Origin of the sequence: Nonomuraea maheshkhaliensis (assembly GCF_039529435.1) — a bacterium.
Classification (GTDB): domain Bacteria; phylum Actinomycetota; class Actinomycetes; order Streptosporangiales; family Streptosporangiaceae; genus Nonomuraea; species Nonomuraea maheshkhaliensis.
Genome location: NZ_BAAAMU010000023.1, coordinates 29,997 through 53,689, shown reverse-complemented (window position 1 = coordinate 53,689; position 23,693 = coordinate 29,997). Strand labels below are relative to the sequence as shown.

Sequence of the window (23,693 nt, the reverse complement as noted above, 5' to 3'; positions counted from 1 at the left end):
CTCCGCTCCCCCTGACACGGCAAGGCCGGCGGAGGGCCGGCACAGGGCCGGCCGTGGGAACGGTGTCGGCGAAGCGCGCGTTGGAGGAAGTGTGGCCTCGTTCAAGGGAATACTGAGGAACCTTCTGGATCGGCCTGGAGGCGTTCCTCTGACGCCCTACCAGAAGGTTGTGAAGGCGGCGCACGCGCGCGCCGGCCGTGTCGCCGAGCTCGACGAGCTGCCGTCGCCCGGCATGGACGACCTGGCCGAGTTCTGCGCGGTCGCGCGCGAGGCCGCCGACCGCACCCTCGGGCTGCGCCCCTACGACGTGCAGTTGCTCGGCACGCTGGCCCTGCTCGACGGCAAGGTCGCCGAGATGGCCACCGGCGAGGGCAAGACCCTGTCGGGGGCCATGGCGGCGGCCGGCTACGCCTTGCAGGGCAAGCGGGTGCACGTCATCTCGGTCAACGACTACCTGGCCAGGCGTGACGCGGAGTGGATGGGCCCGTTCTACGAGGCGCTCGGCGTCAGCGTGGGCTGGATCGACCAGAACTCCACGCCCGAGGAGCGGCGCGCGGCGTACGCGAAGGACGTGACGTACGGGCCGGTCAGCGAGATCGGGTTCGACGTGCTGCGCGACCGGCTGCGTACCGACGCGAGCGAGATCATCGTGCCCGCGCCCGAGGTGGCGCTGATCGACGAGGCCGACTCCGTGCTCGTGGACGAGGCCCGCGTGCCGCTGGTCATGGCCGGCGCGGCCGATCCTGGCAGCGCGGTGCCGGAGATGGCGGCGCTGGTGCGCCAGCTCGTGCGCGGCTACCACTACGAGATCGACGAGCAGGCCCGCAACGTCTACCTCACCCCCAAGGGCGCCGACAGCGTGGAAAACCTGCTCGGCGTCGAGCTCTACGACGAGCACGAGCCCGGCACGCTGATCGAGCTCAACCTGGCCCTGCACGCCCACGCGTTGCTGGCCCGCGACGTCGACTACATCGTGCGCGACGGCAAGGTGCAGCTGATCAACCCCTCGCGCGGCCGGGTGGCGCTGCTGCAGCGCTGGCCCAACGGCCTCCAGGCGGCCGTGGAGGCCAAGGAGGCGCTGCCGCCGAGCCAGAAGGGCGAGATCCTCGACTCGATCACCGTGCAGGGCCTGATCCGCCGCTACCCGCAGATCTGCGGCATGACGGGCACCGCCGTGGCCGTCAGCGAGCAGCTCGGCGAGTTCTACGGCCTCAAGGTCGCGGTGATCCCGCCCAACCGGCCGTGCGTGCGCACCGACGAGCCCGACCGCGTCTACCCGACCGTGCCCGACAAGGACGCGGCGCTGGTCGAGGAGATCCAGTCCGTGCACGAGAGCGGCCGGCCCATCCTCATCGGCACCCTCGACGTGGCCGAGTCGGAAAACCTGGCCAAGCTGCTGCAGCGGCGCGGCCTGGAGCCGGTCGTGCTCAACGCCAAGAACGACGCGGAAGAGGCCGCGATCATCGCCAGGGCGGGCGAGCGCGACGCCATCACCGTCTCGACCCAGATGGCCGGGCGCGGCACCGACATCCGCCTCGGCGAGGGCGTCGCCGAGCTGGGCGGCCTCTACGTGATCGGCTCGGGCCGCCATGCCAGCAGCCGCCTGGACGACCAGTTGCGCGGGCGCGCGGGCCGCCAGGGCGACCCGGGCGGATCGGTCTTCTTCGTCAGCATGAAGGACGACCTGATCACCCAGTTCGTCCCCGACGAGCGCCCGCCCGCCGCCGACGCCGACGGCCTGGTCCGCCACCGGCGCGGCGCCTACCTCGTCGGCCACGCCCAGCGCGTCGCCGAGGGCGTCAACCTGGAGATCCACCGCAACACGTGGCGCTACACGCGCCTGCTCGAACACCAGCGCGAGCTCATCCTGGAGTGGCGCGACAAGGTGCTCCACGGCGACGCCGCCGCCAAGGCGCTGGCCGAGGCCGATCCCAAGCGCTGGGAGGAGCTGCCCGAGGACACCAGGGACGAGACGGCCAGGCAGATCGTGCTGCACGCGATCGACCGCTGCTGGACCGAGCACCTGGCGTTCCTGACCGACCTGCGCGAGGGCATCCACCTGCGGGCGCTGGGCCGGATGAGCCCGATCGACGAGTTCCACCGCGAAGCCGTCAAGGAGTACAAGTCACTGCTCGCCGAGGTGGAGCGGCGTTCGCTGGAGTCGTTCGAGGCGCCGGAGCCCGACCTGGGGCGCCCGACGGCGACATGGACCTACCTCGTCCAGGACAACCCGTTCGGCACGGAGTGGGACCGCATCCTCAAGCGCGTCACCGCGGCCACGCGCAGAGGCTGACCGTTCAGGGCCAGGTGGGGTCGCCGGAGGCGACCACAGGGCCGTCCAGCACGCCCAGCCGTTCCAGCAGGGTGATGAACGTGGTCGCGTACGGCGACTTGGCCGTCACGGCGGCCACCCTGGGCCAGTCGACCTGCTCGCGCAGCGCCCGCACCTGGGCCAGCAGCGCGCCGTAGTCGCAGGCGTGCTCCGACAGCGGCAGCAGCCACGAGATCACCAGGTCGGTGGCCTCCAGCACCGGCACGATCACCGCCGACGCCTTCAGCGGCTCGGCCCGGTCGAGCAGTTCGTCGGTGATCGGCAGGTCGGACACCCGGAAGATGAGATCCACCAGCCGGCCCTCGTCGTAGGCCTTGACCAGCCAGTCCTCCGGCGGCTTGGCCGTCTGGAAGCCCAGCCCGCGCAGCGCCTCCAGCGCGGCGGGCACGTCGTGCTCGGTCAGGACGAAGTCCACGTCGTGCAGGGAGGGCGCCGCCCCGCGCGCGTACGCCGCACAGCCGCCGGCCAGCGCGAACTTCACCCCGGCGTCCTTCATCCCGGAGCTGGCACGCTTGAGCGTGTCCAGGATGGCGTCGGTGACCGCGTGGCCGTGGCTGCTCATGTGACCGGGCTACCCAGACGGTCGTCACCTAGACGTTGGAGGGTAAAGCTTCCGGAGCACGATCGTCCGCTCCGCGACCGCCTCGGCTCCGCAAAACCCGATGAAGGCGACCGGCGGGTTGACGAACCGGCGAGAAGATCTTCTCCCCCTTGCCGGAAGAAAAGATGTTAAGGGGTGAAACCTGAGGGCAGTTCGGTGCGCATGGCTACTTTGCTCTGGATCATCGCCGTCATTCTCGTCATCTCCGGGATCTACGTGATCCTGGCTCGGCGCGACCTGCTCTGGGGGATCGTCCTCATTGTCATCGGTTTCCTGGTCGGGCCTGGTGGGGTCAGCATCTTCAATGTCTAGGGGCGCCCGTCACCGGCCGCCCGCCCGTTCCCGACCGCTGGGCCGATCCCCGAGAACGGTCCAGCGGTCACTCATGCACGCTGAAACAAAGCACATAGGGAAAAAGCGCACAGGCTCCTCGTTCCCGAGGGGCCTGTGCGCTTCCCGCCGTTCATCGGTGAGCCCGCCGTTCAGCCGCCCTCGGCGCCGAAAGCGTCCTCGCATTCAAGGCAGTAGACGGCGTAGGCCCGGTTCAGCACCGGCAGCGCCACGTTGCGCACCCTGATGCCGCCCGGCGTCATGCCCTTCTCGCTGCCCCTGTGCGCGTGTCCGTGCAGGATCAGGTCGGCGCCCGCCGTGTCGACCGCCTCGGCCAGCAGGTAGCTGCCGAGGAAGGGGTAGATCTCGTGCGGCTCCCCCTCCAGCGTCTCCTTGGTCGGGGAGTAGTGGGAGAGCACCACCCGTTCGTCGGCCACGATCTCCTTGAGCGCCACCTTCCATCTCTCGGCGATCTGGCGCGTGTGGGAGACGAAGTCCTTGATCTCGCGCTCGCCGAACTCGCTGGCGCACTTGCCGGCGAACCCGCCGCCGAAGCCCTTCCCGCCGACCACGCCCAGCTTCTTGTCCCCGCACTGGATCACCACGCCCTCGTCGTCCAGGACGATGACGCCGGCGTCGCGCAGTTCGGCGGCGATCTCGTCCTGGAGGTCGGAGTGGTAGTCGTGGTTGCCGAGCACCGCGACGGTGGGGATCGGCAGGCCGCGCAGCTCGTCGGCCACCAGCCGGCCCTCCTCCAGCGTGCCGTGCCTGGTCAGGTCGCCCGCCAGCATGAACACGTCCGCGCGGTCCTCGATGCCGTCGAGTTTCTTGCGATAGCGGCCTCTGACGTCTTCGCCCAGGTGGATGTCTCCCACCGCGGCGATGCGCAGGTCAGTCAAGATGTTCATCCTCCCCCGGCGCGGTCGCCTCCACGACGTTGATCTCGTTGTGCACGTGGAGCTCGGGCGCGGCCTCGCGCGCCACCTGGCCGAGCCGTTCGCGCTGCTCCGTCCCGCTCACCTGACCGCGCAGGAACAGCTGGTCGCCTCGGATGTCGACGCGAATTCCGAGCTCATGCGTCCGTCCGTCCTCGGCCAGCGCCTGCTGGACGCGGGCCGCGACGTACTGCGGAGCTTCCATCGCCAGCCTCCTTCTTCTGTCGCCGCATGCCCGGGTTTGAACCCCTCAAACGGCACGAATCAGCTCAATAGTTGCCTGTTCCACCCGGCCCGCCGTGGCGAGCTGCCCGAAGTCGGCGTCCGCGCCCAGCTCGGTCAGGGCCGCGGTGATGGTCCTGTCGCGGTCGTACGCGGCCACGACGCGCGGGTCCACGTACGACGCCCTGGCCACGGTCGGCGTGTTGCCCAGGTACTCGGCGACCTCGCGCATCACCCGGGTCACCGCGCGCTGCTTGCCGGTGCGGCCATGCTTCCTTGCCTGCCGCGACACCGCCAGCCCGACGGCCGCGAGCACCGTGGCGTGCCAGGTGCGGAAGTCCTTAGCGGTGACCTCGTAGCCGATGATCTCGTGCAGGTACTCGTTGATGTCCTCGCTCCTGATGTCGCTCCAGCCGCCGGAGTGCCGGTAACGCAGCAGCTCACCCCGTACGCCCAGGCCCTTGAGCGCCCTGAGCACCTTGCACGCCGCCGGGTCGGCCACCTCCACCTCGCGCGCGATGTCGCCCTTGGCCTGGTAGGAGCAGACGACGATGCCGTTGGAGCAGGTGATGTGCTCCATCCTCAGCGTGGCCAGCCCGTAGGTGTCGTAACTCTCCCCGCCGATGCGGAAGAAGCCGATGTCGAGCAGCCTGGCCGCGGCGGCCAGGACCCGCTGCCTGGTCAGCCCGCGCCCCTCAAGCTGGTCGTCCACGGCCTTCCTGAACGCGGGCAGCCGCTCGGCCACGTCCAGCACCCGGTCGAACTTGACCCGGTCCTGCTGCTCGCGCCACACGTCGTGGTAGCGGTACTGCCGCCGGCCCGCCGCGTCCGTGCCCACGGCCTGCAGATGGCCGTCGGGCGAGCCGCAGATCCACACGTCCTGCCAGGCCGGGGGGATGGCCAGCGCCTTGATCCGGGCCAGCGTGTCCGGGTCGCGCACCGGCTCGCCGTCGGGCCCGGCGTAGCTGAATCCCCTGCCGCGCCGCCTCCTGACGATCCCCGGCTCGTTCTGGTCGCTCGGGCGCAGCCCCGGCCCAGGGGACGGCCCAGGGGACGGCTGCGCGCGAGGATCACGATCAGGCACGGGAGGCGGCTACCCCGGACGTTAGGCGGCAAACGGTACGGGCAGGTGAGGCACATGTCTGATAGAGGAGAGTGGCACGAGGAGCGGGATCGGCGCGGTCATGCCATGGTGCCCGCCACGCCGCGGGACGTGGTGCACATCAGGGTGGGCTCGTTCCTCCTGGTCTTCCTGTTCGCGTTCACGGTGCTCGGCATCATCACCAAGGCCTGGGTGCTGGCGGGGATCGCCGTCGTGCTGGCGATCGCGACGGTGGTGGACATCACGCTGGCCGTGAAGCGGCAGAAGAACCGGGGCGACAACGGAGAGGCGGGCTGATCTCGACATGGCGTCACTTCGAGGGCGGGTAGTGGTGGTGACGGGCGCGAGCGGCGGAGTCGGTCGCGCGGTCGTCCGCATGCTCGGCGCGCAGGGCGCGAAGGTGGCGCTGATCGCACGTGGCACCACGGGCCTCGGCGCCGCCGCGGTGGACGTCGGCGCGGAAGGGGGCACCGGTCAGGTGTACGAGGCCGACGTGGCGGACTATGAGCAGGTACGCCACGCCACCGAGCGCATCGAGAAGGAGATGGGCCCCATCTCCGTATGGATCAACACCGCCTTCTCCTCCGTATTCGCCAAATTCACCGACATATCACCAGACGAGTACGAACGCACCACCGCCGTCACCTACCTGGGCTACGTCTGGGGCACGAAGGCGGCCCTGGACGTCATGGGCCCGCGCGACGCGGGCGCCATCGTCCAGGCGGGCTCGGCCCTGTCCTACCGGGGCATCCCACTGCAGTCGGCGTACTGCGGGGCGAAACACGCGGTCAAGGGCTTCACCGAGTCGGTCCGCACGGAGCTCCTGGGCGACGGCAGCGGCATCGACATCACGCTCGTCCAGCTCCCCGCGGTCAACACGCCCCAGTTCGACTGGGTCCTGTCGAAGCTGCGCCGCCATCCGCAGCCCGTACCCCCCATCTACCAGCCCGAGGTGGCGGCCAGGGCGATCGTGTACGCGGCCGAGCACCCGGAGCGCAAGGAGTACTGGGTCGGCGCCAGCACCGCGCTCACCCTGCTGGCGCAGCGCGCGGCCCCGGCGCTGGTGGACCGCTACCTGGCCTGGTCGGGCGCGCGGTCCCAGGTGACGGACGAGAAGGCGCCCACCGGCGTGTCCAACCTGTGGGAGCCCGCCGACGAGTCCACGGACCACGGCGCGCACGGCTCCTTCGACCACCGCTCCCACGGGCACAGCCCTCAGCTCTGGCTCTCCCAGCACCGCCGGCCGGTCCTCCTGACGCTGGCCGCGGGCGCGGCCGCCACCGTCGCCGCCACCGTGGTCCGGGCCAAGCGCTCCTGATGCCCTCCGGCATGCCGCCCGCACCCGCGCGTTCCCCGCGCCGAGCGGGGGCAGGCGCCGCAGCAACCGCTTTCGAGGAGGCGATGATGCCTGAACGCGATCTCCAGTACCTTGCCGAACTGGCAGCACAGCTACGCGTCGACTCCGTACGAGCCGCCGCCGAGGCGGGGTCCGGCCACCCCACCTCGTCGATGTCCGCGGCCGACCTGATGGCGGTGCTGTTCGCCTGCCATTTGAGCTACGACTTCGACCACCCGGACGATCCGGCCAACGACCAGTTGATCTTCTCCAAGGGGCACGCCTCTCCCCTGCTCTACTCGCTGTACAAGGCGGCGGGCGTGATCGACGACGAGGAACTGCTGTCGTTCCGGCGCCGGGGCAGCCGCTTGGAGGGGCATCCGACACCCCGGCTGCCCTGGGTGGACGTCGCCACCGGCTCGCTCGGGCAGGGCCTGCCCGTGGGCGTGGGCGTGGCGATGGCCGGGCGGCTGGAACGCCTGCCGTACCGCGTCTGGGTGCTCTGCGGTGACAGCGAGCTGGCCGAGGGCTCCGTCTGGGAGGCCGCGGAACACGCGGGGGCCGAAGGACTGGCCAATCTGACCGCCATCGTGGACGTCAACCGGCTCGGGCAGCGCGGCCCCACCCGGCACGGGTGGGACACCGGCGCGTACGCGCGCAGGTTCGGGGCGTTCGGCTGGCACACGATCGAGATCGACGGGCACGATCCAGGACAGATCGACTACGCGCTGAACGACGCCTGCAACACACGCCGGCGGCCGACCGTGATCCTGGCGAAGACCCGCAAGGGTGAAGGCGTCCTGGAGGTGGAGAACCGCGAGGGCGCGCACGGCAAGGCGCTGAAGGACCCTGACAAGGCCGTGGCGGAGCTGGGCGGCGTCAGGGACGTGCACGTCGAGGTGCGCAAGCCCGTGCCGGGCGCGACGCCGTACCGGTTCGCCGCCACCGGGATCCAGGTGCCCGCCTACTCCGTCGGGGACCAGGTCAGCACGCGGACCGCGTACGGGGAGGCGCTGAAGGCGCTCGGCGCGGCCAGGGGGGACGTCGTGGCGCTGGACGGCGAGGTGGCCGACTCCACCAAGACCCAGACGTTCGCCGAGGAGTTCCCCGAGCGGTTCTTCGAGATGTACATCGCCGAGCAACTGCTCGTGGCGGCCGCCGTCGGGATGCAGGTGCGCGGGTGGAAGCCGTACGCGGCCACGTTCGCGGCGTTCCTCACCAGGGCGCACGACTTCATCAGGATGGCCGGGGTGAGCGGGGCCTCCATCCGGCTGGTCGGCTCGCACGCCGGGGTGGCGATCGGCGAGGACGGCCCCTCGCAGATGGGCCTCGAAGACCTGGCGATGCTGCGCACCACGTACGGGAGCACCGTACTCTACCCGTGCGACGCCAACCAGACGGCCGCCCTGCTCTCCGAGATGGCCGACCTCGACGGCGTCTCCTACCTGCGCACCACGCGCGGCGACACGCCGGTCATCTACGAGCCGGGCGAGCGCTTCCCCGTGGGCGGGTCACGGGTGCTGCGGCAGAACCCCGGCGACCGGGCCACCGTCGTGGCGGCCGGCGTGACCGTGCACGAGGCGCTGGCCGCGGCCGACGAGCTGCGGGCGAGCGACATCCCGGTCGGCGTCATCGACCTGTACTCGATCAAACCCGTGGACGCGGCGGCGCTCATCCAGGCGGCGACCACCACCGGCAACCTGATCACGGTCGAGGACCACCGGGCGGAGGGCGGGCTCGGGGACGCGGTCTCGGACGCGGTGAGCGAGCTGGGGCCGCGGGTGGTGAAACTGGCCGTGACCGATCTGCCCGGGTCCGCGACCCCTCGGGAACAGCTCTCCGACGCCGGCATCGACCACACCGCGATCGTCGCGGCGGTCAAACGACTGCTCTGACGACGGCGCGGTGACGAGTCCCGTCTCCGAGACGGCGGGCCCAGAGACGGCGGGCCCAGAGACGGCGGGCCCAGAGACGGCGGGCCCAGAGAGGGCGGGCGCTGCGGCCTGGACGGCGGAAGGGGCGGCGACACGACAGAGGGCCGGTGGTCGGGAGACCACCGGCCCTTCTTCTTCGCGTCGAAACCTCGGGCGTGCTCAGCGGGACTTCGCCGTGGCCTTCCTGTTGGCCTTCTTGATGGCGGCCACCAGCTCCGGCTTGGTCATCTTCGACCGGCCGGGCACGCCCAGCCTGGCCGCCACGCCCCGCAGGTGCTCCTTGCTCGCGTTGGCGTCCACCCCCTCCTGGGTGCGCCCGGACCGGTCCGTGGCGCCCTGGTCGGAGGGGCCCTTCTCGTCCTTCGGCTCCCAGTGGTCGCCGACCTTCTCGAAGGAGTGCTTGAGCGCGGCGAACGCCGTCATGTGGGCGCGCCGTCCCTCGCCGTACTCCTGGACGGCCGAGTCGTGCGCCTTGATCCAGGTACGCTGCGCCTTCTTGGGAGAACGCCTGACGGTCGACGGCAGCTCTTGAACGCCTGGCATGTCGGTCTCACCTCCTAAAGGGGCGGTTCGTTGTAGTGGCGGCGCTCCTCGTACACCGTGGTCCTGCGGGCCTCGGGCTCCTCGTAGATCTCCTGGCGGTGCACCGGCTCCTCGATCGGGCCGACCGCTCGCCGGGTGACGCGGATCCGGTAGATGCCGAACAGCAGTCCGACGATGCCGCCGAGCATGAGGATGACACCCACTACGTTGATGTCGAGACCGGCGAGGTCGAACTCGACGGCCCAGGTGAGGATCGCACCGAGCATGATGAGGATGATGCTTCCGGCGATGGTCATCAGATTTACCTCCTTGACACGAAGGAACCTCTATCCAAATGGCGAAAAACAAACCCGTCGTAATGATCGGGCTGATGGGATCAGGCAAGACGACCTCAGGACGCCTGGTCGCAGCGGCCCTCGGCCTGCCGTTCACCGACAGCGACCAGTACCTCCAGGACCGCTACGGCGCCACGTCGGCGCCGATAGCCGCCAGGGAGGGCAAGGAGACGCTGCACCGCTACGAGGCCGAGCACGTGCTGGAAGGGCTGGCGGGTGAGCCGAAGGTGATCGCGGCGGCGGCGAGCACGCTGGAGAACCCCGAGGTGCGTGCGGCGATGGGCCGGGCGTTCGTGGTCTGGGTCGACGCGAAGGACGACGTGCTGGCGCAGCGGATGCGCACGAGCGATCACCGTCCCGACTACGACCCGGCGACCATGCGGGCCCGGCGCGAGCACTACTTCCACGAGGTGGCCGACCTGATCTGCGACGTCGGCGTGCTCAGCCCCGAGCAGGTGCGCGACGAGGTGCTGCGGCAAATGGGTTTGCCCGGCGGCGATCACACCTGATAGCCAATGGGGATGCTTGACAGGATGTTCGCCGAGAAACCCACGCTGAAGGGCGAGCGCGTGACGCTGTGCCCGATCGGCCTCGAACATCTCGACGGCCTCGTCGAGCTCGTCTCCGACCCCGAGGTGGGCCGGCTGACGGGCTCGCACGGCACGTTCGAGGTGGATCGGCTGCGCGCCTGGTACGCCACGCGCGCGGAGCAGGCCGACCGGCTCGACCTGGCGATCATGGCGGACGACGAGGTCGTGGGCGAGATCGTGCTCAACGAGCTCGACGCCCGCAACCTGTCCTGCAACCTGCGCATCGCGCTGGTCGGCCCGCGTGCCTTCGGCAAGGGGTACGGCACCGAGGCGATCGAGCTGCTGCTGGCCCACGCGTTCACCGCGACGCCGATCCACCGGATCAGCCTGGGCGTCTACACCTTCAACGACCGCGCCCGCCACGTCTACAAGAAGATCGGCTTCGTCGAGGAGGGCGTCGAGCGCGACGCTCTGCTCTGGGACGGCGAGTGGCATGACGCCGTGCTCATGTCCATCCTCCGGCCTGAGTGGCAGTCAAGATCCGGAAGCCTGGCATAATGATCATGACTCATGGGTCCCCCGAGGCGCGCGGGGGACCTGTGGCGTCTTTCAGGGCAACCAAAGGGCCATGTCGTGCATCTAAGCATCAGTGACGATGCGCTTGGTGCCCGGTGATCCCGAGAGGCTCGGCGGCTTCTGGCCGGCGGCCAGGCTCGGCGCGGGCAAGCGCGGTGTCGTCTACGACGCCTACGACGACGAGGGCCGCCGCTACGCGGTCACCGTGCCGAGGGGCGAGGTCGGGCACCGGTTCGAGAAGGTGACCTGCCGCCAGTTGGCGCAGGTGGTGGCCGTCGGGTCCGACAGAGGCGTCCCCTACGTGGTCAGTCAGTTCGTCAGCGGGCCCGACCTGCGTGAGGCGGTCGGGCTGCACGGCCCCTACTGCGGTGACGAGCTCGTCGCGCTGGCCGCCGCCCTGGCCGCCGCGCTGCGGGCCCTGCACGAGGCCGGGCTGACGCATTCCGGGCTCAACCCGGAGGCCGTGCTGCTGGCCGCCGACGGGCCCCGGGTGATCGAGCTGGGCCTGCCCGCGAGCGACCCGGCGGGCGACACGTGCACGTACCTCGCTCCCGAGGTCCTGACCGGGCAGCCGGCCGAGGCGGCGGCCGACGTGTTCGCGTGGGGCGCGGTGGTGCTGTTCGCGGCCACCGGCCGCGACCCCTTCCAGGGGGAGAGCCTCGGCGGCATCATGCACCGGCTGCTGACCGTCGACCCCGACCTGAGCTGCCTGCCCGACAACCTGCGCGAGCTGGTGGGGCGGGCGCTGTCGAAGAACTGCGCCGACCGGCCGGCGGCGGCCGAGCTGCTCATCGACAGCGAGACCGAGCTGCGCCCGCCCGAGGCGTGGGCCCCGACGCGGTCGCTCGGCGAGGTGGCCGAGGAGGCCTACCTCTCGCTCACCCCGAGGCAGCAGGAGGAGGTGCCCGGCCTGCTGCTGCGCCTGCTCGACGGCGACGACCCGCACGACGAGGGCGAGGTGCTCGCCCCGCTCATGGAGGCCGGCCTGCTGGTGCGGCGCAGCGTCCGGGTGCCGCCCGCCGAGACGGCCGTGGGCAAGCTCGTGGCCGTCAGCGACAACCGGGTGGCCGCCGCCAGCGCCGCCCTCTACCGGGCCTGGCCCCGCTTGCGCGGGTGGGTCGCCGACGAGCGCGACGGCATGCCGTCCCATCGGCGCATCCGCGAGGCCGCCAGGACCTGGTCCGAGCACCGCCGCGACACCAGCCACCTCTTCCGCGGCCACGAGCTCGACTCCGCGCTCGGCTGGGCCGCGACCAAGCGCCGCCACGTACGGCTCAACCAGCTCGAACGCGACTTCATCAACGACAGCGTGGCCCTGTCCAAGCAGCGCAGGAAGCTCATGATGCCCGCGCTGGCCACGGTCGCGGCCGTGCTGGCGGTCGCGGTGACGATGAGCGTCCTGTCCGTGCACGGCCAGAACGACCTGCGCGAACGCCTCATCGAGGCCGACGCCAGGGCCGTGGCCGCCAGGGCGGAGAACCTGCGCGACTCCGACCCGCGCACCGCGATGCGGCTCAGTGTGGCCGCGTGGCGGCTGGCGCCGGTGTTCGAGGCGCGGGCGGCGCTGCAGGCCTCGCTCGTGCAGCCGGAGCTGGGGGTGTTCACCGACCCCGGGGCCGACGCGCGGGCGCGCTACCTGCTGCGGGGGGACGAGCTCGTGCGCTGGGACGCCGACGCCGTCACCGTCTGGGACGTGGCCGGCGGGCGGCGGACGGCCACGTACGTGCTGCCGCCGGGAAGCACCGCGCTGAGCGACGACGGCCGCTACGCGGAGGGGCCCGGCGGGCGGCCCTTCGACGTGGCGACCGGTCAGGCGCCGGCGGGCGACGCCGCGTACGCGATCAGCCGGGGCAACCGGACGGTCGTCCGTCGGGGCGGCCGGATGCTGTTCGACGTGAGCGACAAGAAGGTGGCGCTGTCCCCCGACGGGTCGAGGGCGGCCGTGTCCGGGGTGACGGGGCGGGTGGAGCTGTGGGACCTGACGCCCCGGCGGGTCAGGACGGGCATCGTGACCGTTCAGCCGCTCACCGGCGTGGACGCCGGGGCGCCTGCTCTCGCCTTCAGTCCTGACGGGGGGACGCTGGCGGTGGCGGGGCGTGACGGGGTCACGCTGGTGGAGGACGAGCAGACCCGCACCGCCCGCTCGGCCCCCGCCCAGCCCCTCAACGCCCAGGCCCCGCCCCAGTCCTCCCCCACGGGCCCGATGGGCGGCGAGGCCGGCCACCCCGGCACCCTCGCGGCCCCACCCACCAGCCCTCCTGCGGGCCAGGCCCCGCTCACCGGCGCTCTAGAAGCGCAGGCCGGACGTCCAGGTGTCCTCGCGGCCTCGCCCACCGGCCCTGTGGGGGCACAGGCGGCACCCTCTGGGACCCTCCCCACCGGACCCCTTGAAGCGCAGGCCGGACCTCCGGGCGCTCTCGCGGCCCCATCCCCTGCGGAAGTGGAGGCGGCACCCTCTGGGGCTTTGGCCGCGCGGGGTGTGCCGAGTGGGGTTTCCTGGCCCGGGTTGCGGGCACTTCCGGCTCCGGAGCCCGCGGTCACGCTCAAGGCCGTCACGCCGTCGGCCCTGCCTGAGCGCGACACCGGAGGTCAGCCGGCCGGGCCCAAGACCGATGCCGGAGGTCAGCCGGCCCTGCCTGAGCGCGACGGCGGGGCTCAGCCGGCTGTGCCGAAGGCCGATGCCGGAGGTCGGTCGGCCGCGCCTGAGATCGACGCCGGAGGGTCGTCGGCCTCGCCCGAGCCCGATGCCTGGGCCTCGTCGGGCGCGCGGAAGCGTGACCTCGGTGAGGGGCCGGTGAAGGAGCGTGGCTGGGGGGTCGAGATCGTGGACGGGCTGGAGACGCCTCCTGGCGCCCTGGCCGGCCCGCTCGTCTTCAGCCCCGACGGCCGCCTCCTCGCCCTCCCCGGCGACGGCGAGGTACGCGTCTGGAACGTGGCCGAACGCCGCCTTGCGGGCGCGTACCCGCTCAAAGACCCCGGCCACGGCCTGACGTTCTCCAAGGACGGACGGACCCTGCGCTACCTCAGCGGCACCGGCTCGGTCGTCTCGCTCGACGTCTCCGGCCTGCCGATGCCCGCCCAGGACGGCCAGGTCGCCGCCTTCTCCGGCAACGGCCGCGTCGCCGCCAAGGAGGTCGGGGACACGATCGAGCTCACCGACACCGAGGCGCGCAGGACGCTGGGCCGGATCGCCGCCGCCGGCGACCTGGCGTTCGACGCGAGCGGCCGGCTGCTGGCCGTCGCGGGCGACCCCGTGACCGTGTGGGAGGTGACCGGGGGCAGGCGGGTGGCCGCGATCAACGCCGGCGGCGACGTACCGGCCGTGGCGCTCTCCCCCGACGGCGGCACGCTGGCCACCGCCCGCGGCAGCACCCTGGAGACGTGGGACGTGCGCCAGGGGCAGCGGATCAAGACGTACGAGAGCGCGGGTGACCTGGCCCTGGCCTTCAGCCCCGACGGCAGGACGCTGGCCGCCGGTGACAGCCTGCTCGACCTGCGTACCGGCCGGATCACCCCGCTCAGCCTGGCCGCCGAGGCCGGTGGGGGCGCCGCCGCGACCGCGCTGGCCTTCTCGCCCGGCGGCGACAGGCTGGCGTTCGGGCTGGAGGGCGGCAGGGTGCTGCTGTGGGACGTACGCGAGCGCCGGCCGCTCGGCACGATCGAGACCGGCACCACCCCGGTGGACGAGCTGCGTTTCTCTCCCAAGGGCGACCTGCTGGCCATCGACGGCGGCCGCACCTCGCTCTGGGACACGAAGACGCTGCGCGAGGTCGGCCAGGTGGGATCGTGGGCGTCGGGGCTCGCCTTCAGCCAGGACGGCAGGCGGCTGCGCGGCGTGGCGCTCGACGGCACCGTACACGAGATCGCGGTCGATCCGGCCCTGACGGCGAGCGAGGTGTGCGCCCGGGCGGGCGGGGCGCTGAGCAGGCAGGAATGGGCCCGGCTGATCCCCGAGAGCGGCTACCAGGACGCCTGCTGACGGCAATCCCGGTACCGGCCCCCCGCCGACCGGCCACGCTTGCCGACCCGACCTCCGCCGACGGCGGGTCGCGCCGGTGACCAGGACCTCCGCCGGCCGCACGCCGTCCGGCCGTCCTAGTCGCCGACGAGTCTGAGGACCTTGCCCTGTGGGTCGGCCACCAGGTAGCCGCCGCGGCCGTAGTCGTCGGAGGCGTAGACGAGCAGCACCTGCTTGGTCGCGGTGAACACGTAGTTCGGGTCCACGATGACGTAGACCGTCGTGGGGTTGGAGGCGCCGAGGTCCTTCTTCGCCCGTTCGATGAGGTTGGGGAGGGCGTTCCAGTTGTACTTGGACAGGTCGGCCGTGCCGGTGCGCACCTGGCTGCCCTTGCGCGGCTCCGAGACGGCGCCGTCGCGGTAGTCGTAGCTGTCGTACAGGTCCGGGTCCCGTTTGAGCGGGGCGTCCACGGAGGCGTACGTCGGGTAGACGACCATCTTGACGACCTTGGTGCCGCCGATGGCCGGCTTGAGCTTGGCGATCATGGCGCGCATGCCGGCGGGGGTCAGCAGGTTCTCCTCGACGGTCTCCTCGGAGGGGTCGCCCGTCTGGTCACCTGTCTGGTCGTCCGTCGTGTCGTCCGTCGTGTCGCCTGTCGTGTCGTCTGTGGTGGTGACGCGCGGGGTTCTGCCGGTGTTCGGGGCGTCCGACGCCGACAGGCGGTCGGTCTGGGGACGGCCGTCGCCGCCGAGGTCGCCGATGGCCGGAAGTAACCGCCAACCCACCACGCCTGCCACGACGACGACCGAGACGATCACCGCGACCAGCGCCGTCCCGCCGCGACGGGGGCGGCGTCTGTTCATGGTGTCGGAGTGCGAGACCGGCGCCTTGCCCCACGGGCCTCCGTGCCCGGGCGGCACGGTGTGCCCGGCCTGGGGCGGCACGGTGTTCCCCGCCTGGGGCGGCCCGGCGTACGCGCCCGGGCCCGCCCCGGCCGCCCCCGGCCCGGAAGGCCCTGACCCATGCGGCCCTGGCCCGGGAGGCATCGGCCCGCCGGCGTTCCCACCGGGCGGGAAGACCGCCGCGCCCCACCCGGGACCACCGGACTGGGCACCGGCGCCCTGGGGACCGGTGCCGTGGTGGCCGGCGCCGTGAGGACCGGAGCCCTGAGAGCCGGTGCCGTGAGGACCGGCGCCGTGAGGACCGGAGCCGTGGGAACCGAAGTCGTGTGGAGCCGGCGGCCGAGGGACCGGTCCTTGAGGGGCGTAAACCTGCGGAGCCGACGACTGAGGGGCCGACGACTGAGGGCCGGGAGCATGGGGGCCGTAGGGGTGAGGCGGCGGGGGTGTGTGGCCTGATTCGGCCGCGGCGAGCATCCGGTCCAGGGTCTCCGCGTCCGGCCGGGCCGCCGTGTCCCGGGTGAGCAGGGCCGCGAGCACCGGCCCGAGCGGCCCCGCGCGCCCAGCCGGCGGCACGTCCGCGTTGAGCACCGCCGCCAGCGTCGCCAGGGTGGTGCTCCGGCGCAGCGGATGCCGTCCCTCCACCGCCACGTACAGCATCATGCCCAGCGACCACAGGTCGGAGGCCGGGTCGCCTTCCACGCCGTTGATCCGCTCGGGCGCCATGTACTCGGGCGAGCCGATGAACGACCCCGTGGCCGTCAGGCTGGTGGACTCGCGTACGGCGGCGATGCCGAAGTCGGTCAGCACCGAGCGCCCGTCCTCGCGCAGCAGCACGTTGGCGGGCTTGACGTCGCGGTGCTGGATGCCGACGGCGTGGGCCGCCCGGAGCGCGGACAGGACCTCGCGTCCGAGCTTGGCGACCTGTTCGGGCGGCATGGGGCCGTGCTGGATCCGATCCTGGAGCGAGCCGCCGGGGACGAGCTCCATGACGATCCACGGGTAGTCGTGCTCGCCCGGGTCGACGATGTGGTGGATGGTGGCCACGTGCGGGTGGTTGAGCCGGGCCAGCGCGCGGGCCTCGCGCAGCACCCGGGCGCGCAGGTCGCGGGCGCCGTCCGGGTCCTGCTCGTCCATCGACGGGTCGGGCGGGCGCACCTCTTTGAGCGCGACCTCGCGGTGCAGGGCCACGTCCCAGGCCCGCCACACCAGGCCCATGCCCCCGCCGCCGAGCCGCTCCACGAGTTCGAAACGGCCGTCGATCACGCGCTTGTGCATGCGCAGCAGCGTAGGGCCGCGCCGACTCCGTCGCCATCGGGGGCGGCCGGCCGGCTCGGCTGTCAGAGGCCGGTCAAGCGCTGGTGGCGAGTTCCGTGGCGACCACGCCATGTTCGAACGGCAGCCCCTTGGCGTACCTGACCAGCTCGTCCACGGCCAGGTCGGCGATGCGGGCCAGCTCGCCGCCGAGTGAGCCGGCGATGTGCGGGGTGAGCAGGACGTTGGGCAGGTCGTAGAGGGGCGAGTCAGGCGGCAGCGGGTCCGGCTCTGTGACGTCGATCACGGCGTACAGGCGGCCGGAGGTGAGCTCGGCGGTGAGCGCCTCGGTGTCCACGAGCGCGCCGCGCGCCGTGTTGATCAGCGTGGCTCCGTCGCGCATGCGGGCCAGCCGGGCGGCGTCGACGAGGTGCTCGGTCTCGGGCAGCGCGGGCGCGTGCACGCTGATCACGTCGCACCGTTCGAACAGCTCGTCCAGGCCGACGTGCAAAACGCCCAGGTCCTCGGTCAGGTACGGGTCCGCGACCAGCACGTCCAGGTCGAACGGCCTTAGCAGCTCGATCACCCGGCGCCCGATCCTGGAGGCGCCGATGATCCCGATCGTGCGCCGGTAGTTGCCGATGCCGCTGGAGAGTCCGTACACGTCGAGTTGGGTGCGTTTGTCCCGGTAGAGCGCGGCCAGTTCCAGCACCCGCTTGTTCGCGAAGAGGATAGAGGCCAGCGTGTACTCGGCGACGGGCTCGGCGTTGGCCGCCGCCGCGGAGGAGACGAGCAGGCCGCGTTCCCAGCAGGCCGGGGTGACGTGGTGCTTGACGGAGCCGGCCGCGTGCACGATCGCCTTGAGCCGGGGTGCGGCGGCCAGCACCTCGGCGGTGATCGGCGGGCAGTACCAGCTGGTGTAGAGCACCTCGGCCTCGGCCAGCGCGGCCGCCACGTCGGGGTCGGCGAAGTCCGTGGTCACCTGGTCGGGGTCCACGTCCGCGACGGCGATCAGGCGGTCGCGTACCGGGCCGGTGACGAGCCGTCCGGCGATCTGCCGGCTCATGGCGAGCAGGGTCTTGGGCCGGTATTCGGTCATTTCGCTCCCCCGGGCGCGCGAAAGGTCAAAACGATCATAACGAAGGCGATGCTCCGAGCCTTGACGGGGCTATTCGCCGGGGTCGCTCAGCCGGCCGATGAGGGCCGTCCTGGAGGCGATGCCGAGCTTGGTGCAGACGTGGCTCAGGTGGTATTCGACGTCTTGACGCTCGGCACCAGCTTGCGAAGGGCAGGTGCCGCCATGCGGACTCACCCCCTCGCCGAGGCTCCAGGCCACGTTCATCGTCTGCCCTGGTCCGGCGGCCGTCCAGGGCCGGGTTGACCCGGGTCAGGCTTTCGGTCATCGGACAAAAGCCGCGAAGTCTTCCGGCGCGGCCCGTGCACACCGTCCAACACGCCCATGCACACCGTCCAAAACGAACGCCTCAGCTCACCAGAACACCTCAGGACCTCCGAAACGGCACGGAACGGAAGAGCGAAACCTCGACGACACGCGTACCATCAGGCGGTAGAGGCCACATGCCGGCATCCGCCGGCGCCGCGGGGGCTATTGCGGCCCGGGACCGGCCGCAATAGCCCCTACCTTGGTCACATGGATCCCCTCATCAGCCGCCGGGCGCTCAACCGGGCCACCCTGGACAGGCAGCTCCTGCTGCGGCGCACCGGCCAGTCCGTGATCGAGGTCGTCGAACACCTGGGCGGGCTCCAGGCGCAGACCCCGCACACCTGGTACACCGGCCTGTGGACCCGCGTCGAGGGCTTCGCCGCCTCCGACGCCGCCGACCTGCTGGCCTCGCGCGCCCTGGTGCGCATCGCGCTGCAGCGCTCCACCATCCACCTGGTCTCGGCTCGCGACTGCCTGGCCATGCGGCCGCTGCTGCAGCAGGTCACCGAGCGCGGGACGCGCACGACGTTCGGCAAGCGGCTGGCCGGGGTGGATCTCGGTGAGCTGGAGGCGGTCGGGCGGGCGCTGCTGGAGGAGCGGCCGATGACCTTCGCCGAGCTGGGCCGGGCGCTGAACGAGCGCTGGCCGGAGCACGACCCCCACGCGCTGGGCCAGGGGGTGCGCTGGCTGGTGCCCCTCGTGCAGGTGCCGCCGCGCGGCCTGTGGGGCAGGAGCGGGCCGGTCGCCCACACGAGCGCGGAGTCGTGGCTGGGCTTCGAGCAGGCCCCGATGACGCCGGCCGAGCTGGTGCGGCGCTACCTGGCCGCGTTCGGGCCCGCGTCGGTGCAGGACGTGCAGACGTGGTCGGGGCTGACCCGGCTGGCCGAGGTGGTCGAGCCGCTCGACCTGCTCAGGTTCAGGGACGAGAGCGGCAGGACTCTGTACGACCTCCCCGACGCCCCACGCCCCGACGCGGACGTGCCCGCGCCGCCCCGCCTCATGTACGACTTCGACAACCTGTTCCTCTCCCACGCCGACCGGTCGCGGGTCATCACCGAGACCGGCCTGGCCGCGTTCCAGGGCTTCATGGGCACCAACGTGATGCCCAGGGTCGTCCTGGTGGACGGCGTCACGGCCGGGGACTGGACGCTCACCCGGGCCAAGGGCGTCTCCACCCTCGGCCTGCACCTGTGGGAGCCGGTCAAGGACCTGGAGGCGGTCGAGGAGGAGGGCCGGCGGCTGCTCGCGTTCCTGGCCCCTGGAGACACGCACGAGATCGCGGTCTCGGACGGCCCCTCAAGGCCCTGACCTGTTGTGCACTGCACAACGACGTGTTGCAAACAGCGGTCCGCCGGTATGTTGGGGCACGTGCCAGAACGCAACCAGTCCGCCTCGCTCAGACGCGCCCTGGCCGTGCTGGAACACGTGCGCGAGCATCCGGGCGTCTCGCTCACGCAACTCGCCGATGCCGTGGGCCTGTCCAAGAGCACGGTGCTGCGCCTGTCCGCGCCGCTCGTAGAGGCCAGGCTGCTCGAACGCGACCGCGAGACGGGTGCCTACCGCCTGGGCCACGGCACGCTCAGCCTCGGCCAGTCCTACCTGGCCACGCTCGACCTGCGCTCCGTCGCGGCCGAGGAGTCGCACCGGCTGATGACCGAGGTGCGCGAGACCGTCCACCTGGTCCTCCACGACCCGCCGCACGTCGTCTACATCGACAAGGTGGAAAACGCGGCCAGCGTCCGCATGGCCTCGCGCATCGGCAGCCGCAGCCCCCTCCACTGCACCGGGGTCGGCAAGGCCATCCTGGCCTGGCTGCCGGAGGAGACCGTGGCCGGCCTGACCCTCGAACCGCGGACGAAACACACGATCACCGAAGCCGAGCGGCTGCGCGCGGACCTGGCACACGTCAGGCGGCGCGGCTACGCGGTCGACGACCGCGAAAATGAACCCGAGGTGCGGTGCGTGGCCGCGCCGATCTTCAACCACGACGACGCCGTGACCGCGGCCATCTCCGTCTCCGGCCTCACCTCGCGGATCACCGCCGCGCGGGTGCGCGAGCTGGGTCCGCTGGTGGCCGGCGCGGCGGCGCGCATCTCCAGAAAGCTGGGCAGCCGAGAGCGATGACGACCGAGCTGGTGACCTTCGGCGAGACCATGGCGCTGTTCGCCGCCAGGCGCACGGGGCCGCTGCGCTTCGCCCGTGACTTCGACCTGGGCCTGGGCGGCGCCGAGTCCAACGTGGCGATCGGCGTGGCCCGCCTCGGGCACGGCGCGACGTGGGCGGGCCGGGTGGGCGCCGACGAGTTCGGCGACCTCATCAGGGCCACGCTGGCCGGCGAGGGCGTGGACGTGCGCGCCATCCCCGACTCCAGCGCGCCCACCGGTCTGATGATCAAGGGCAGGCGCACGGCCGACCTCATCGACGTGCGCTACTACCGCAAGGGCAGCGCCGGCTCGCGGCTGTGCGCGGCCGATCTCGACGCCGAGCTGATCAGGTCCGCCCGGGTGCTGCACGTCTCCGCCATCACTCCCGCGCTCTCGGAGTCCGCGCGTGACGCCGTACGGTTCGCGATCGACGAGGCCAGGGCCACGGGCGTACTGGTCTCCCTCGACGTGAACTACCGCAAGGCGCTGTGGACGCCCGAGGAGGCCGGGGCCTGGCTGCGCGAGGCGATCGGGAGCGTGGACGTGCTGTTCGCCACCGAGGCGGAGGGCCGGCTCATCGCCGACGTCGAAGGGGCCGAAGAGCTGGCCAAGGCGCTGGCGGGGATGGGGCCGCGGCACGTGCTGATCAAGTTCGGCGCCGAGGGGGCCATGGAGCTGTCCGGCGGCGTCGTACGGCGGGCGGAGCCGTACCGGGTGAGCGAGGTCGACTCCGTCGGGGCCGGCGACGCCTTCGCGGCCGGCTGGCTGGCGGACTGGCTGGCGGGGGCCGAGCCCGAGCGGCGGCTCAGCACGGCGTGCGCGGCGGGGGCGTTCGCGGTCACCTCGCAGGGCGACTGGGAGAGCCTGCCCCGCCGCGCCGACCTCGACCTCCTGCGCCGCCCCGCCGACGGCGTCAACCGCTGACCGCCCAGGCCGGGCGGCCCCACGACCACGGCAACCGCCGACCAGGCGGTCCCACCGACGGCCGCCTGAACCACCCGCCCCGGGTCCGGCGGTGCACCGGTTGTGCGGGGCGGCAACCCGTAGCATGTGTGCATGAAGCGGCCGCTGGGAGAGCTCGAGTCCACGATCATGGACAGGATGTGGTCCTACCGCAGGCCCGCCTCCGTCCGTGACGTGCTCGAAGACCTCCGTACGGAGCGCGAGATCGCCTACACCACGGTCATGACCGTGATGGACAAGCTCCACACCAAGGGCCTGCTCAAGCGCGAGCCGGTCGGCCGGGCCTACGTCTACGAGCCGATCGCCACCAAGGAGGCCTACACCGCGGAGCTGATGCGCCACGCGCTGGCCGGCAGCGGCAACCAGGCCGCCACCCTGGTCCACTTCCTCGAACGCCTCACCCCCGAGGAGGCCACCGCGCTGGAGGCCGCCCTCCAGGTCGTCCCGCCGGGCAGCCGCCGCGGATAGCGGATCTTTGCCCGTTTCCGTTCCGGCCTTGAGGGCAGGCGGGGAAAACCTCGTCCGGGGGAAGGGAAACGCGATGACAGACGTCTCTGGCCAGGGCTCGCCGCCCGACGACCAGCGTGAGGTGCTCACCAACAGGCAGGGGCACCCGGTCTACGACAACCAGAACCAGCGCACGATCGGCCCGCGCGGCCCGGCCACGCTGGAGAACTACCAGTTCCTGGAGAAGATCAGCCACTTCGACCGGGAACGCATCCCCGAGCGCGTGGTGCACGCGAGGGGCGCGCTCAGCTACGGCTACTTCGAGGCGTACGGCAAGCTCGGCGACGAGCCGATCGCCCGCTACACGCGCGCCAAGCTGTTCCAGGAGCCGGGCAAGCGCACCGACGTCGCCCTGCGCTTCTCCACGGTGATCGGCGGGCGCGACTCGGCCGAGACGGCCCGCGACCCGCGCGGCTTCGCGATCAAGTTCTACACCGAGGACGGCAACTGGGACCTCGTCGGCAACAACCTGGCGGTCTTCTTCATCAGGGACGCCATCAAGTTCCCCGACGTCATCCACTCGCTCAAGCCCGACCCCGTCACCTTCAGGCAGGATCCGAACCGGATCTTCGACTTCATGTCGCAGACGCCCGAGTGCATGCACATGCTGGTCAACCTGTTCAGCCCGCGCGGCATCCCCGCCGACTACCGCCACATGCAGGGCTTCGGCGTGAACACCTACCGGTGGGTCAACGCGCGGGGTGAGACGCACCTGGTGAAGTACCACTGGATGCCCAAGCAGGGCGTGCGCAGCATGACCGCGGCCGACGCCGCCGCCGTGCAGGCGGAGGACCTGGGTCACGCCACCAAGGACCTGTACGAGGCCATCGAGCGCGGCGACTACCCCGAGTGGGAGCTGCTGGTGCAGGTCATGAGCGACGACGAGCACCCCGAGCTGGACTTCGACCCGCTCGACGACACCAAGACCTGGCCGGAGAACGACTTCCCCGCGCTGCCTGTCGGCCGCCTGGTGCTCAACCGCAACGTGCGGAACCAGTTCGCCGAGAACGAGCAGGCGTCGTTCGGCACCGGCGTGCTCGTGGACGGGCTCGACTTCTCCGACGACAAGATGCTGGTCGGGCGGACGTTCTCCTACAGCGACACGCAGCGCTACCGGGTCGGCCCGAACTACCTGCAGCTCCCGGTCAACCAGACGAAGGCGACCTGCCGCACCAATCAGCGCGACGGCCAGATGACGTACTTCGTCGACTCGGGCGGCGAGAGCCCGCACATCAACTACGAGCCCTCGCTACGCGACGGCCTGCGCGAGGCGCGCTACCCGCATCCGGACGAGGTCGGCCCCGAGATCGCCGGGCGGCTCACCCGCCAGCGGATCCCGCGCACCAACGACTACAAGCAGGCCGGCCAGCGCTATCTGCTGATGCAGGAGTGGGAGCGCGACGATCTGGTGCTCAACTTCGTCACGGCGCTCAAGCAGTGCGACCGGGCCGTCCAGGAGCGCATGGTCTGGCACTTCCTGATGGTCGAGGACGACCTGGGGCTGCGCGTGGGCGAAGGGCTCGGCATCACGCCCGACGACCTGGCCGGCCTGGAGCCGCTGCGGGGCCAGGATCTCACCGACGAGGACCGTGACCGCCTGGCCAAGCTGGGCAGGAACGGCCCCCGTGACGTCGAGGGCCTGAAGATGACGCACTGCGTGCCGAACGAGCGGGCCGCGCACGCCTGATTCGCCGCCCTGACCCGCCGCCCTGACCCGCCGCCCTGACCCGCCGCCCTGGCCTGCTGCT

The 23,693-nt window shown here is 71.7% G+C and carries 22 protein-coding genes; 13 read left to right on the top strand and 9 right to left on the bottom strand.

Annotated elements, in window-relative coordinates:
* Positions 1-169: 169 nt before the first annotated feature.
* Positions 170-2,293 carry an accessory Sec system translocase SecA2 gene (gene secA2 / locus ABFX54_RS17940; protein WP_346106163.1) on the top strand — a complete coding sequence of 708 codons (2,124 nt, stop codon included), beginning with the start codon at positions 170-172 and terminating at the stop codon, positions 2,291-2,293.
* A gap of 4 nt (positions 2,294-2,297) precedes the next feature.
* Here the strand turns inward: secA2 and ABFX54_RS17935 are convergent, their stop codons facing one another.
* Positions 2,298-2,894 (bottom strand): nucleotidyltransferase, encoded by a 597-nt coding sequence (locus ABFX54_RS17935; RefSeq protein ID WP_346106161.1) that lies wholly within the window; start codon positions 2,892-2,894, stop codon positions 2,298-2,300.
* Between the two features lie 201 nt (positions 2,895-3,095).
* Between ABFX54_RS17935 and ABFX54_RS17930 the strand changes: the two genes are divergently transcribed.
* Positions 3,096-3,245: a GPGG-motif small membrane protein gene (locus tag ABFX54_RS17930; RefSeq protein ID WP_181308348.1), complete on the top strand. Its 150-nt coding sequence runs from the start codon at positions 3,096-3,098 to the stop codon at positions 3,243-3,245.
* Positions 3,246-3,415: 170 nt separating this feature from the next.
* Here ABFX54_RS17930 and ABFX54_RS17925 read toward each other — a convergent pair whose 3' ends face one another.
* The 3 genes from ABFX54_RS17925 to ABFX54_RS17915 are packed head-to-tail and all read right to left on the bottom strand — an operon-like array spanning position 3,416 to position 5,504.
* Positions 3,416-4,162 (bottom strand): metallophosphoesterase family protein, encoded by a 747-nt coding sequence (locus tag ABFX54_RS17925; RefSeq protein WP_346106159.1) that lies wholly within the window; start codon positions 4,160-4,162, stop codon positions 3,416-3,418.
* Positions 4,155-4,403 (bottom strand): BON domain-containing protein, encoded by a 249-nt coding sequence (locus ABFX54_RS17920; protein WP_346106157.1) that lies wholly within the window; start codon positions 4,401-4,403, stop codon positions 4,155-4,157. The genes ABFX54_RS17925 and ABFX54_RS17920 overlap by 8 nt, the downstream gene beginning before the upstream one ends.
* A gap of 45 nt (positions 4,404-4,448) precedes the next feature.
* A complete protein-coding gene (locus ABFX54_RS17915; protein WP_346106155.1) occupies positions 4,449-5,504 on the bottom strand; it encodes a DNA topoisomerase IB in 1,056 nt (351 codons plus the stop codon).
* A 54-nt stretch (positions 5,505-5,558) separates the two neighbouring features.
* Between ABFX54_RS17915 and ABFX54_RS17910 the strand changes: the two genes are divergently transcribed.
* The 3 genes from ABFX54_RS17910 to ABFX54_RS17900 all read left to right on the top strand — a co-directional run bounded on the left by ABFX54_RS17910 (position 5,559) and on the right by ABFX54_RS17900 (position 8,753).
* Positions 5,559-5,819 (top strand): hypothetical protein, encoded by a 261-nt coding sequence (locus tag ABFX54_RS17910; protein WP_346106153.1) that lies wholly within the window; start codon positions 5,559-5,561, stop codon positions 5,817-5,819.
* 7 nt (positions 5,820-5,826) lie between these two features.
* Positions 5,827-6,840, top strand: coding sequence for an SDR family oxidoreductase (locus ABFX54_RS17905; protein WP_346106151.1), 1,014 nt, complete (start codon positions 5,827-5,829; stop codon positions 6,838-6,840).
* A gap of 83 nt (positions 6,841-6,923) precedes the next feature.
* Positions 6,924-8,753 (top strand): transketolase, encoded by a 1,830-nt coding sequence (locus ABFX54_RS17900; RefSeq protein ID WP_346106149.1) that lies wholly within the window; start codon positions 6,924-6,926, stop codon positions 8,751-8,753.
* A 198-nt stretch (positions 8,754-8,951) separates the two neighbouring features.
* Here ABFX54_RS17900 and ABFX54_RS17895 read toward each other — a convergent pair whose 3' ends face one another.
* Positions 8,952-9,335, bottom strand: a complete 384-nt coding sequence (locus tag ABFX54_RS17895; protein ID WP_346106147.1) for a ChaB family protein — start codon at positions 9,333-9,335, stop codon at positions 8,952-8,954.
* Positions 9,336-9,349: 14 nt separating this feature from the next.
* The gene (locus tag ABFX54_RS17890; RefSeq protein ID WP_346106145.1) at positions 9,350-9,631 is read right to left on the bottom strand and encodes a hypothetical protein; all 282 of its coding nucleotides are present in this window, start codon (positions 9,629-9,631) and stop codon (positions 9,350-9,352) included.
* 38 nt (positions 9,632-9,669) lie between these two features.
* On the opposite strand from ABFX54_RS17890, the gene ABFX54_RS17885 reads away from it, so the two are divergent.
* The 3 genes from ABFX54_RS17885 to ABFX54_RS17875 all read left to right on the top strand — a co-directional run bounded on the left by ABFX54_RS17885 (position 9,670) and on the right by ABFX54_RS17875 (position 14,755).
* Positions 9,670-10,179 (top strand): shikimate kinase, encoded by a 510-nt coding sequence (locus ABFX54_RS17885; protein WP_428834535.1) that lies wholly within the window; start codon positions 9,670-9,672, stop codon positions 10,177-10,179.
* Between the two features lie 12 nt (positions 10,180-10,191).
* Positions 10,192-10,758 carry a GNAT family N-acetyltransferase gene (locus ABFX54_RS17880; RefSeq protein WP_346106141.1) on the top strand — a complete coding sequence of 189 codons (567 nt, stop codon included), beginning with the start codon at positions 10,192-10,194 and terminating at the stop codon, positions 10,756-10,758.
* A 106-nt stretch (positions 10,759-10,864) separates the two neighbouring features.
* Positions 10,865-14,755 carry a protein kinase family protein gene (locus ABFX54_RS17875; RefSeq protein ID WP_346106139.1) on the top strand — a complete coding sequence of 1,297 codons (3,891 nt, stop codon included), beginning with the start codon at positions 10,865-10,867 and terminating at the stop codon, positions 14,753-14,755.
* A 116-nt stretch (positions 14,756-14,871) separates the two neighbouring features.
* Here the strand turns inward: ABFX54_RS17875 and ABFX54_RS17870 are convergent, their stop codons facing one another.
* From ABFX54_RS17870 to ABFX54_RS17860, 3 genes are all read right to left on the bottom strand, one after another.
* A complete protein-coding gene (locus ABFX54_RS17870; protein ID WP_346106137.1) occupies positions 14,872-16,911 on the bottom strand; it encodes a serine/threonine-protein kinase in 2,040 nt (679 codons plus the stop codon).
* Between the two features lie 73 nt (positions 16,912-16,984).
* Positions 16,985-17,986 (bottom strand): hydroxyacid dehydrogenase, encoded by a 1,002-nt coding sequence (locus tag ABFX54_RS17865; protein ID WP_346106135.1) that lies wholly within the window; start codon positions 17,984-17,986, stop codon positions 16,985-16,987.
* Between the two features lie 69 nt (positions 17,987-18,055).
* Positions 18,056-18,229 carry a hypothetical protein gene (locus ABFX54_RS17860; protein WP_346106134.1) on the bottom strand — a complete coding sequence of 58 codons (174 nt, stop codon included), beginning with the start codon at positions 18,227-18,229 and terminating at the stop codon, positions 18,056-18,058.
* Positions 18,230-18,538: 309 nt separating this feature from the next.
* On the opposite strand from ABFX54_RS17860, the gene ABFX54_RS17855 reads away from it, so the two are divergent.
* The 5 genes from ABFX54_RS17855 to ABFX54_RS17835 all read left to right on the top strand — a co-directional run bounded on the left by ABFX54_RS17855 (position 18,539) and on the right by ABFX54_RS17835 (position 23,632).
* Entirely contained in the window at positions 18,539-19,639 is a 1,101-nt protein-coding gene (locus tag ABFX54_RS17855) for a winged helix DNA-binding domain-containing protein (RefSeq protein ID WP_346106133.1), read from the top strand.
* Positions 19,640-19,687: 48 nt separating this feature from the next.
* Positions 19,688-20,455 carry an IclR family transcriptional regulator gene (locus tag ABFX54_RS17850; RefSeq protein WP_428834534.1) on the top strand — a complete coding sequence of 256 codons (768 nt, stop codon included), beginning with the start codon at positions 19,688-19,690 and terminating at the stop codon, positions 20,453-20,455.
* Positions 20,452-21,399, top strand: a complete 948-nt coding sequence (locus tag ABFX54_RS17845; protein ID WP_346106129.1) for a sugar kinase — start codon at positions 20,452-20,454, stop codon at positions 21,397-21,399. Before ABFX54_RS17850 ends, ABFX54_RS17845 begins: the two co-directional genes overlap by 4 nt.
* A 132-nt stretch (positions 21,400-21,531) precedes the next feature.
* Complete coding sequence (locus tag ABFX54_RS17840; protein ID WP_106248898.1) at positions 21,532-21,906, top strand: BlaI/MecI/CopY family transcriptional regulator; 375 nt, start codon at positions 21,532-21,534, stop codon at positions 21,904-21,906.
* Between the two features lie 73 nt (positions 21,907-21,979).
* Positions 21,980-23,632, top strand: a complete 1,653-nt coding sequence (locus ABFX54_RS17835) for a catalase (RefSeq protein WP_346106127.1) — start codon at positions 21,980-21,982, stop codon at positions 23,630-23,632.
* Positions 23,633-23,693: the final 61 nt, after the last annotated feature.

Excerpts from the sequence above, each read along its gene's own strand:
- ABFX54_RS17935 (WP_346106161.1), bottom strand. The coding sequence starts at position 2,894 with ATGAGCAGCCACGGCCACGCGGTCACCGACGCCATCCTGGACACGCTC.
- ABFX54_RS17930 (WP_181308348.1), top strand. The coding sequence starts at position 3,096 with ATGGCTACTTTGCTCTGGATCATCGCCGTCATTCTCGTCATCTCCGGG.
- ABFX54_RS17920 (WP_346106157.1), bottom strand. The coding sequence starts at position 4,403 with ATGGAAGCTCCGCAGTACGTCGCGGCCCGCGTCCAGCAGGCGCTGGCC.
- ABFX54_RS17910 (WP_346106153.1), top strand. The coding sequence starts at position 5,559 with ATGTCTGATAGAGGAGAGTGGCACGAGGAGCGGGATCGGCGCGGTCAT.
- ABFX54_RS17905 (WP_346106151.1), top strand. The coding sequence starts at position 5,827 with ATGGCGTCACTTCGAGGGCGGGTAGTGGTGGTGACGGGCGCGAGCGGC.
- ABFX54_RS17900 (WP_346106149.1), top strand. The coding sequence starts at position 6,924 with ATGATGCCTGAACGCGATCTCCAGTACCTTGCCGAACTGGCAGCACAG.
- ABFX54_RS17895 (WP_346106147.1), bottom strand. The coding sequence starts at position 9,335 with ATGCCAGGCGTTCAAGAGCTGCCGTCGACCGTCAGGCGTTCTCCCAAG.
- ABFX54_RS17890 (WP_346106145.1), bottom strand. The coding sequence starts at position 9,631 with ATGACCATCGCCGGAAGCATCATCCTCATCATGCTCGGTGCGATCCTC.
- ABFX54_RS17885 (WP_428834535.1), top strand. The coding sequence starts at position 9,670 with ATGGCGAAAAACAAACCCGTCGTAATGATCGGGCTGATGGGATCAGGC.
- ABFX54_RS17880 (WP_346106141.1), top strand. The coding sequence starts at position 10,192 with ATGCTTGACAGGATGTTCGCCGAGAAACCCACGCTGAAGGGCGAGCGC.
- ABFX54_RS17870 (WP_346106137.1), bottom strand. The coding sequence starts at position 16,911 with ATGCACAAGCGCGTGATCGACGGCCGTTTCGAACTCGTGGAGCGGCTC.
- ABFX54_RS17865 (WP_346106135.1), bottom strand. The coding sequence starts at position 17,986 with ATGACCGAATACCGGCCCAAGACCCTGCTCGCCATGAGCCGGCAGATC.
- ABFX54_RS17860 (WP_346106134.1), bottom strand. The coding sequence starts at position 18,229 with ATGAACGTGGCCTGGAGCCTCGGCGAGGGGGTGAGTCCGCATGGCGGC.
- ABFX54_RS17855 (WP_346106133.1), top strand. The coding sequence starts at position 18,539 with ATGGATCCCCTCATCAGCCGCCGGGCGCTCAACCGGGCCACCCTGGAC.
- ABFX54_RS17850 (WP_428834534.1), top strand. The coding sequence starts at position 19,688 with ATGTTGGGGCACGTGCCAGAACGCAACCAGTCCGCCTCGCTCAGACGC.
- ABFX54_RS17845 (WP_346106129.1), top strand. The coding sequence starts at position 20,452 with ATGACGACCGAGCTGGTGACCTTCGGCGAGACCATGGCGCTGTTCGCC.
- ABFX54_RS17840 (WP_106248898.1), top strand. The coding sequence starts at position 21,532 with ATGAAGCGGCCGCTGGGAGAGCTCGAGTCCACGATCATGGACAGGATG.
- ABFX54_RS17835 (WP_346106127.1), top strand. The coding sequence starts at position 21,980 with ATGACAGACGTCTCTGGCCAGGGCTCGCCGCCCGACGACCAGCGTGAG.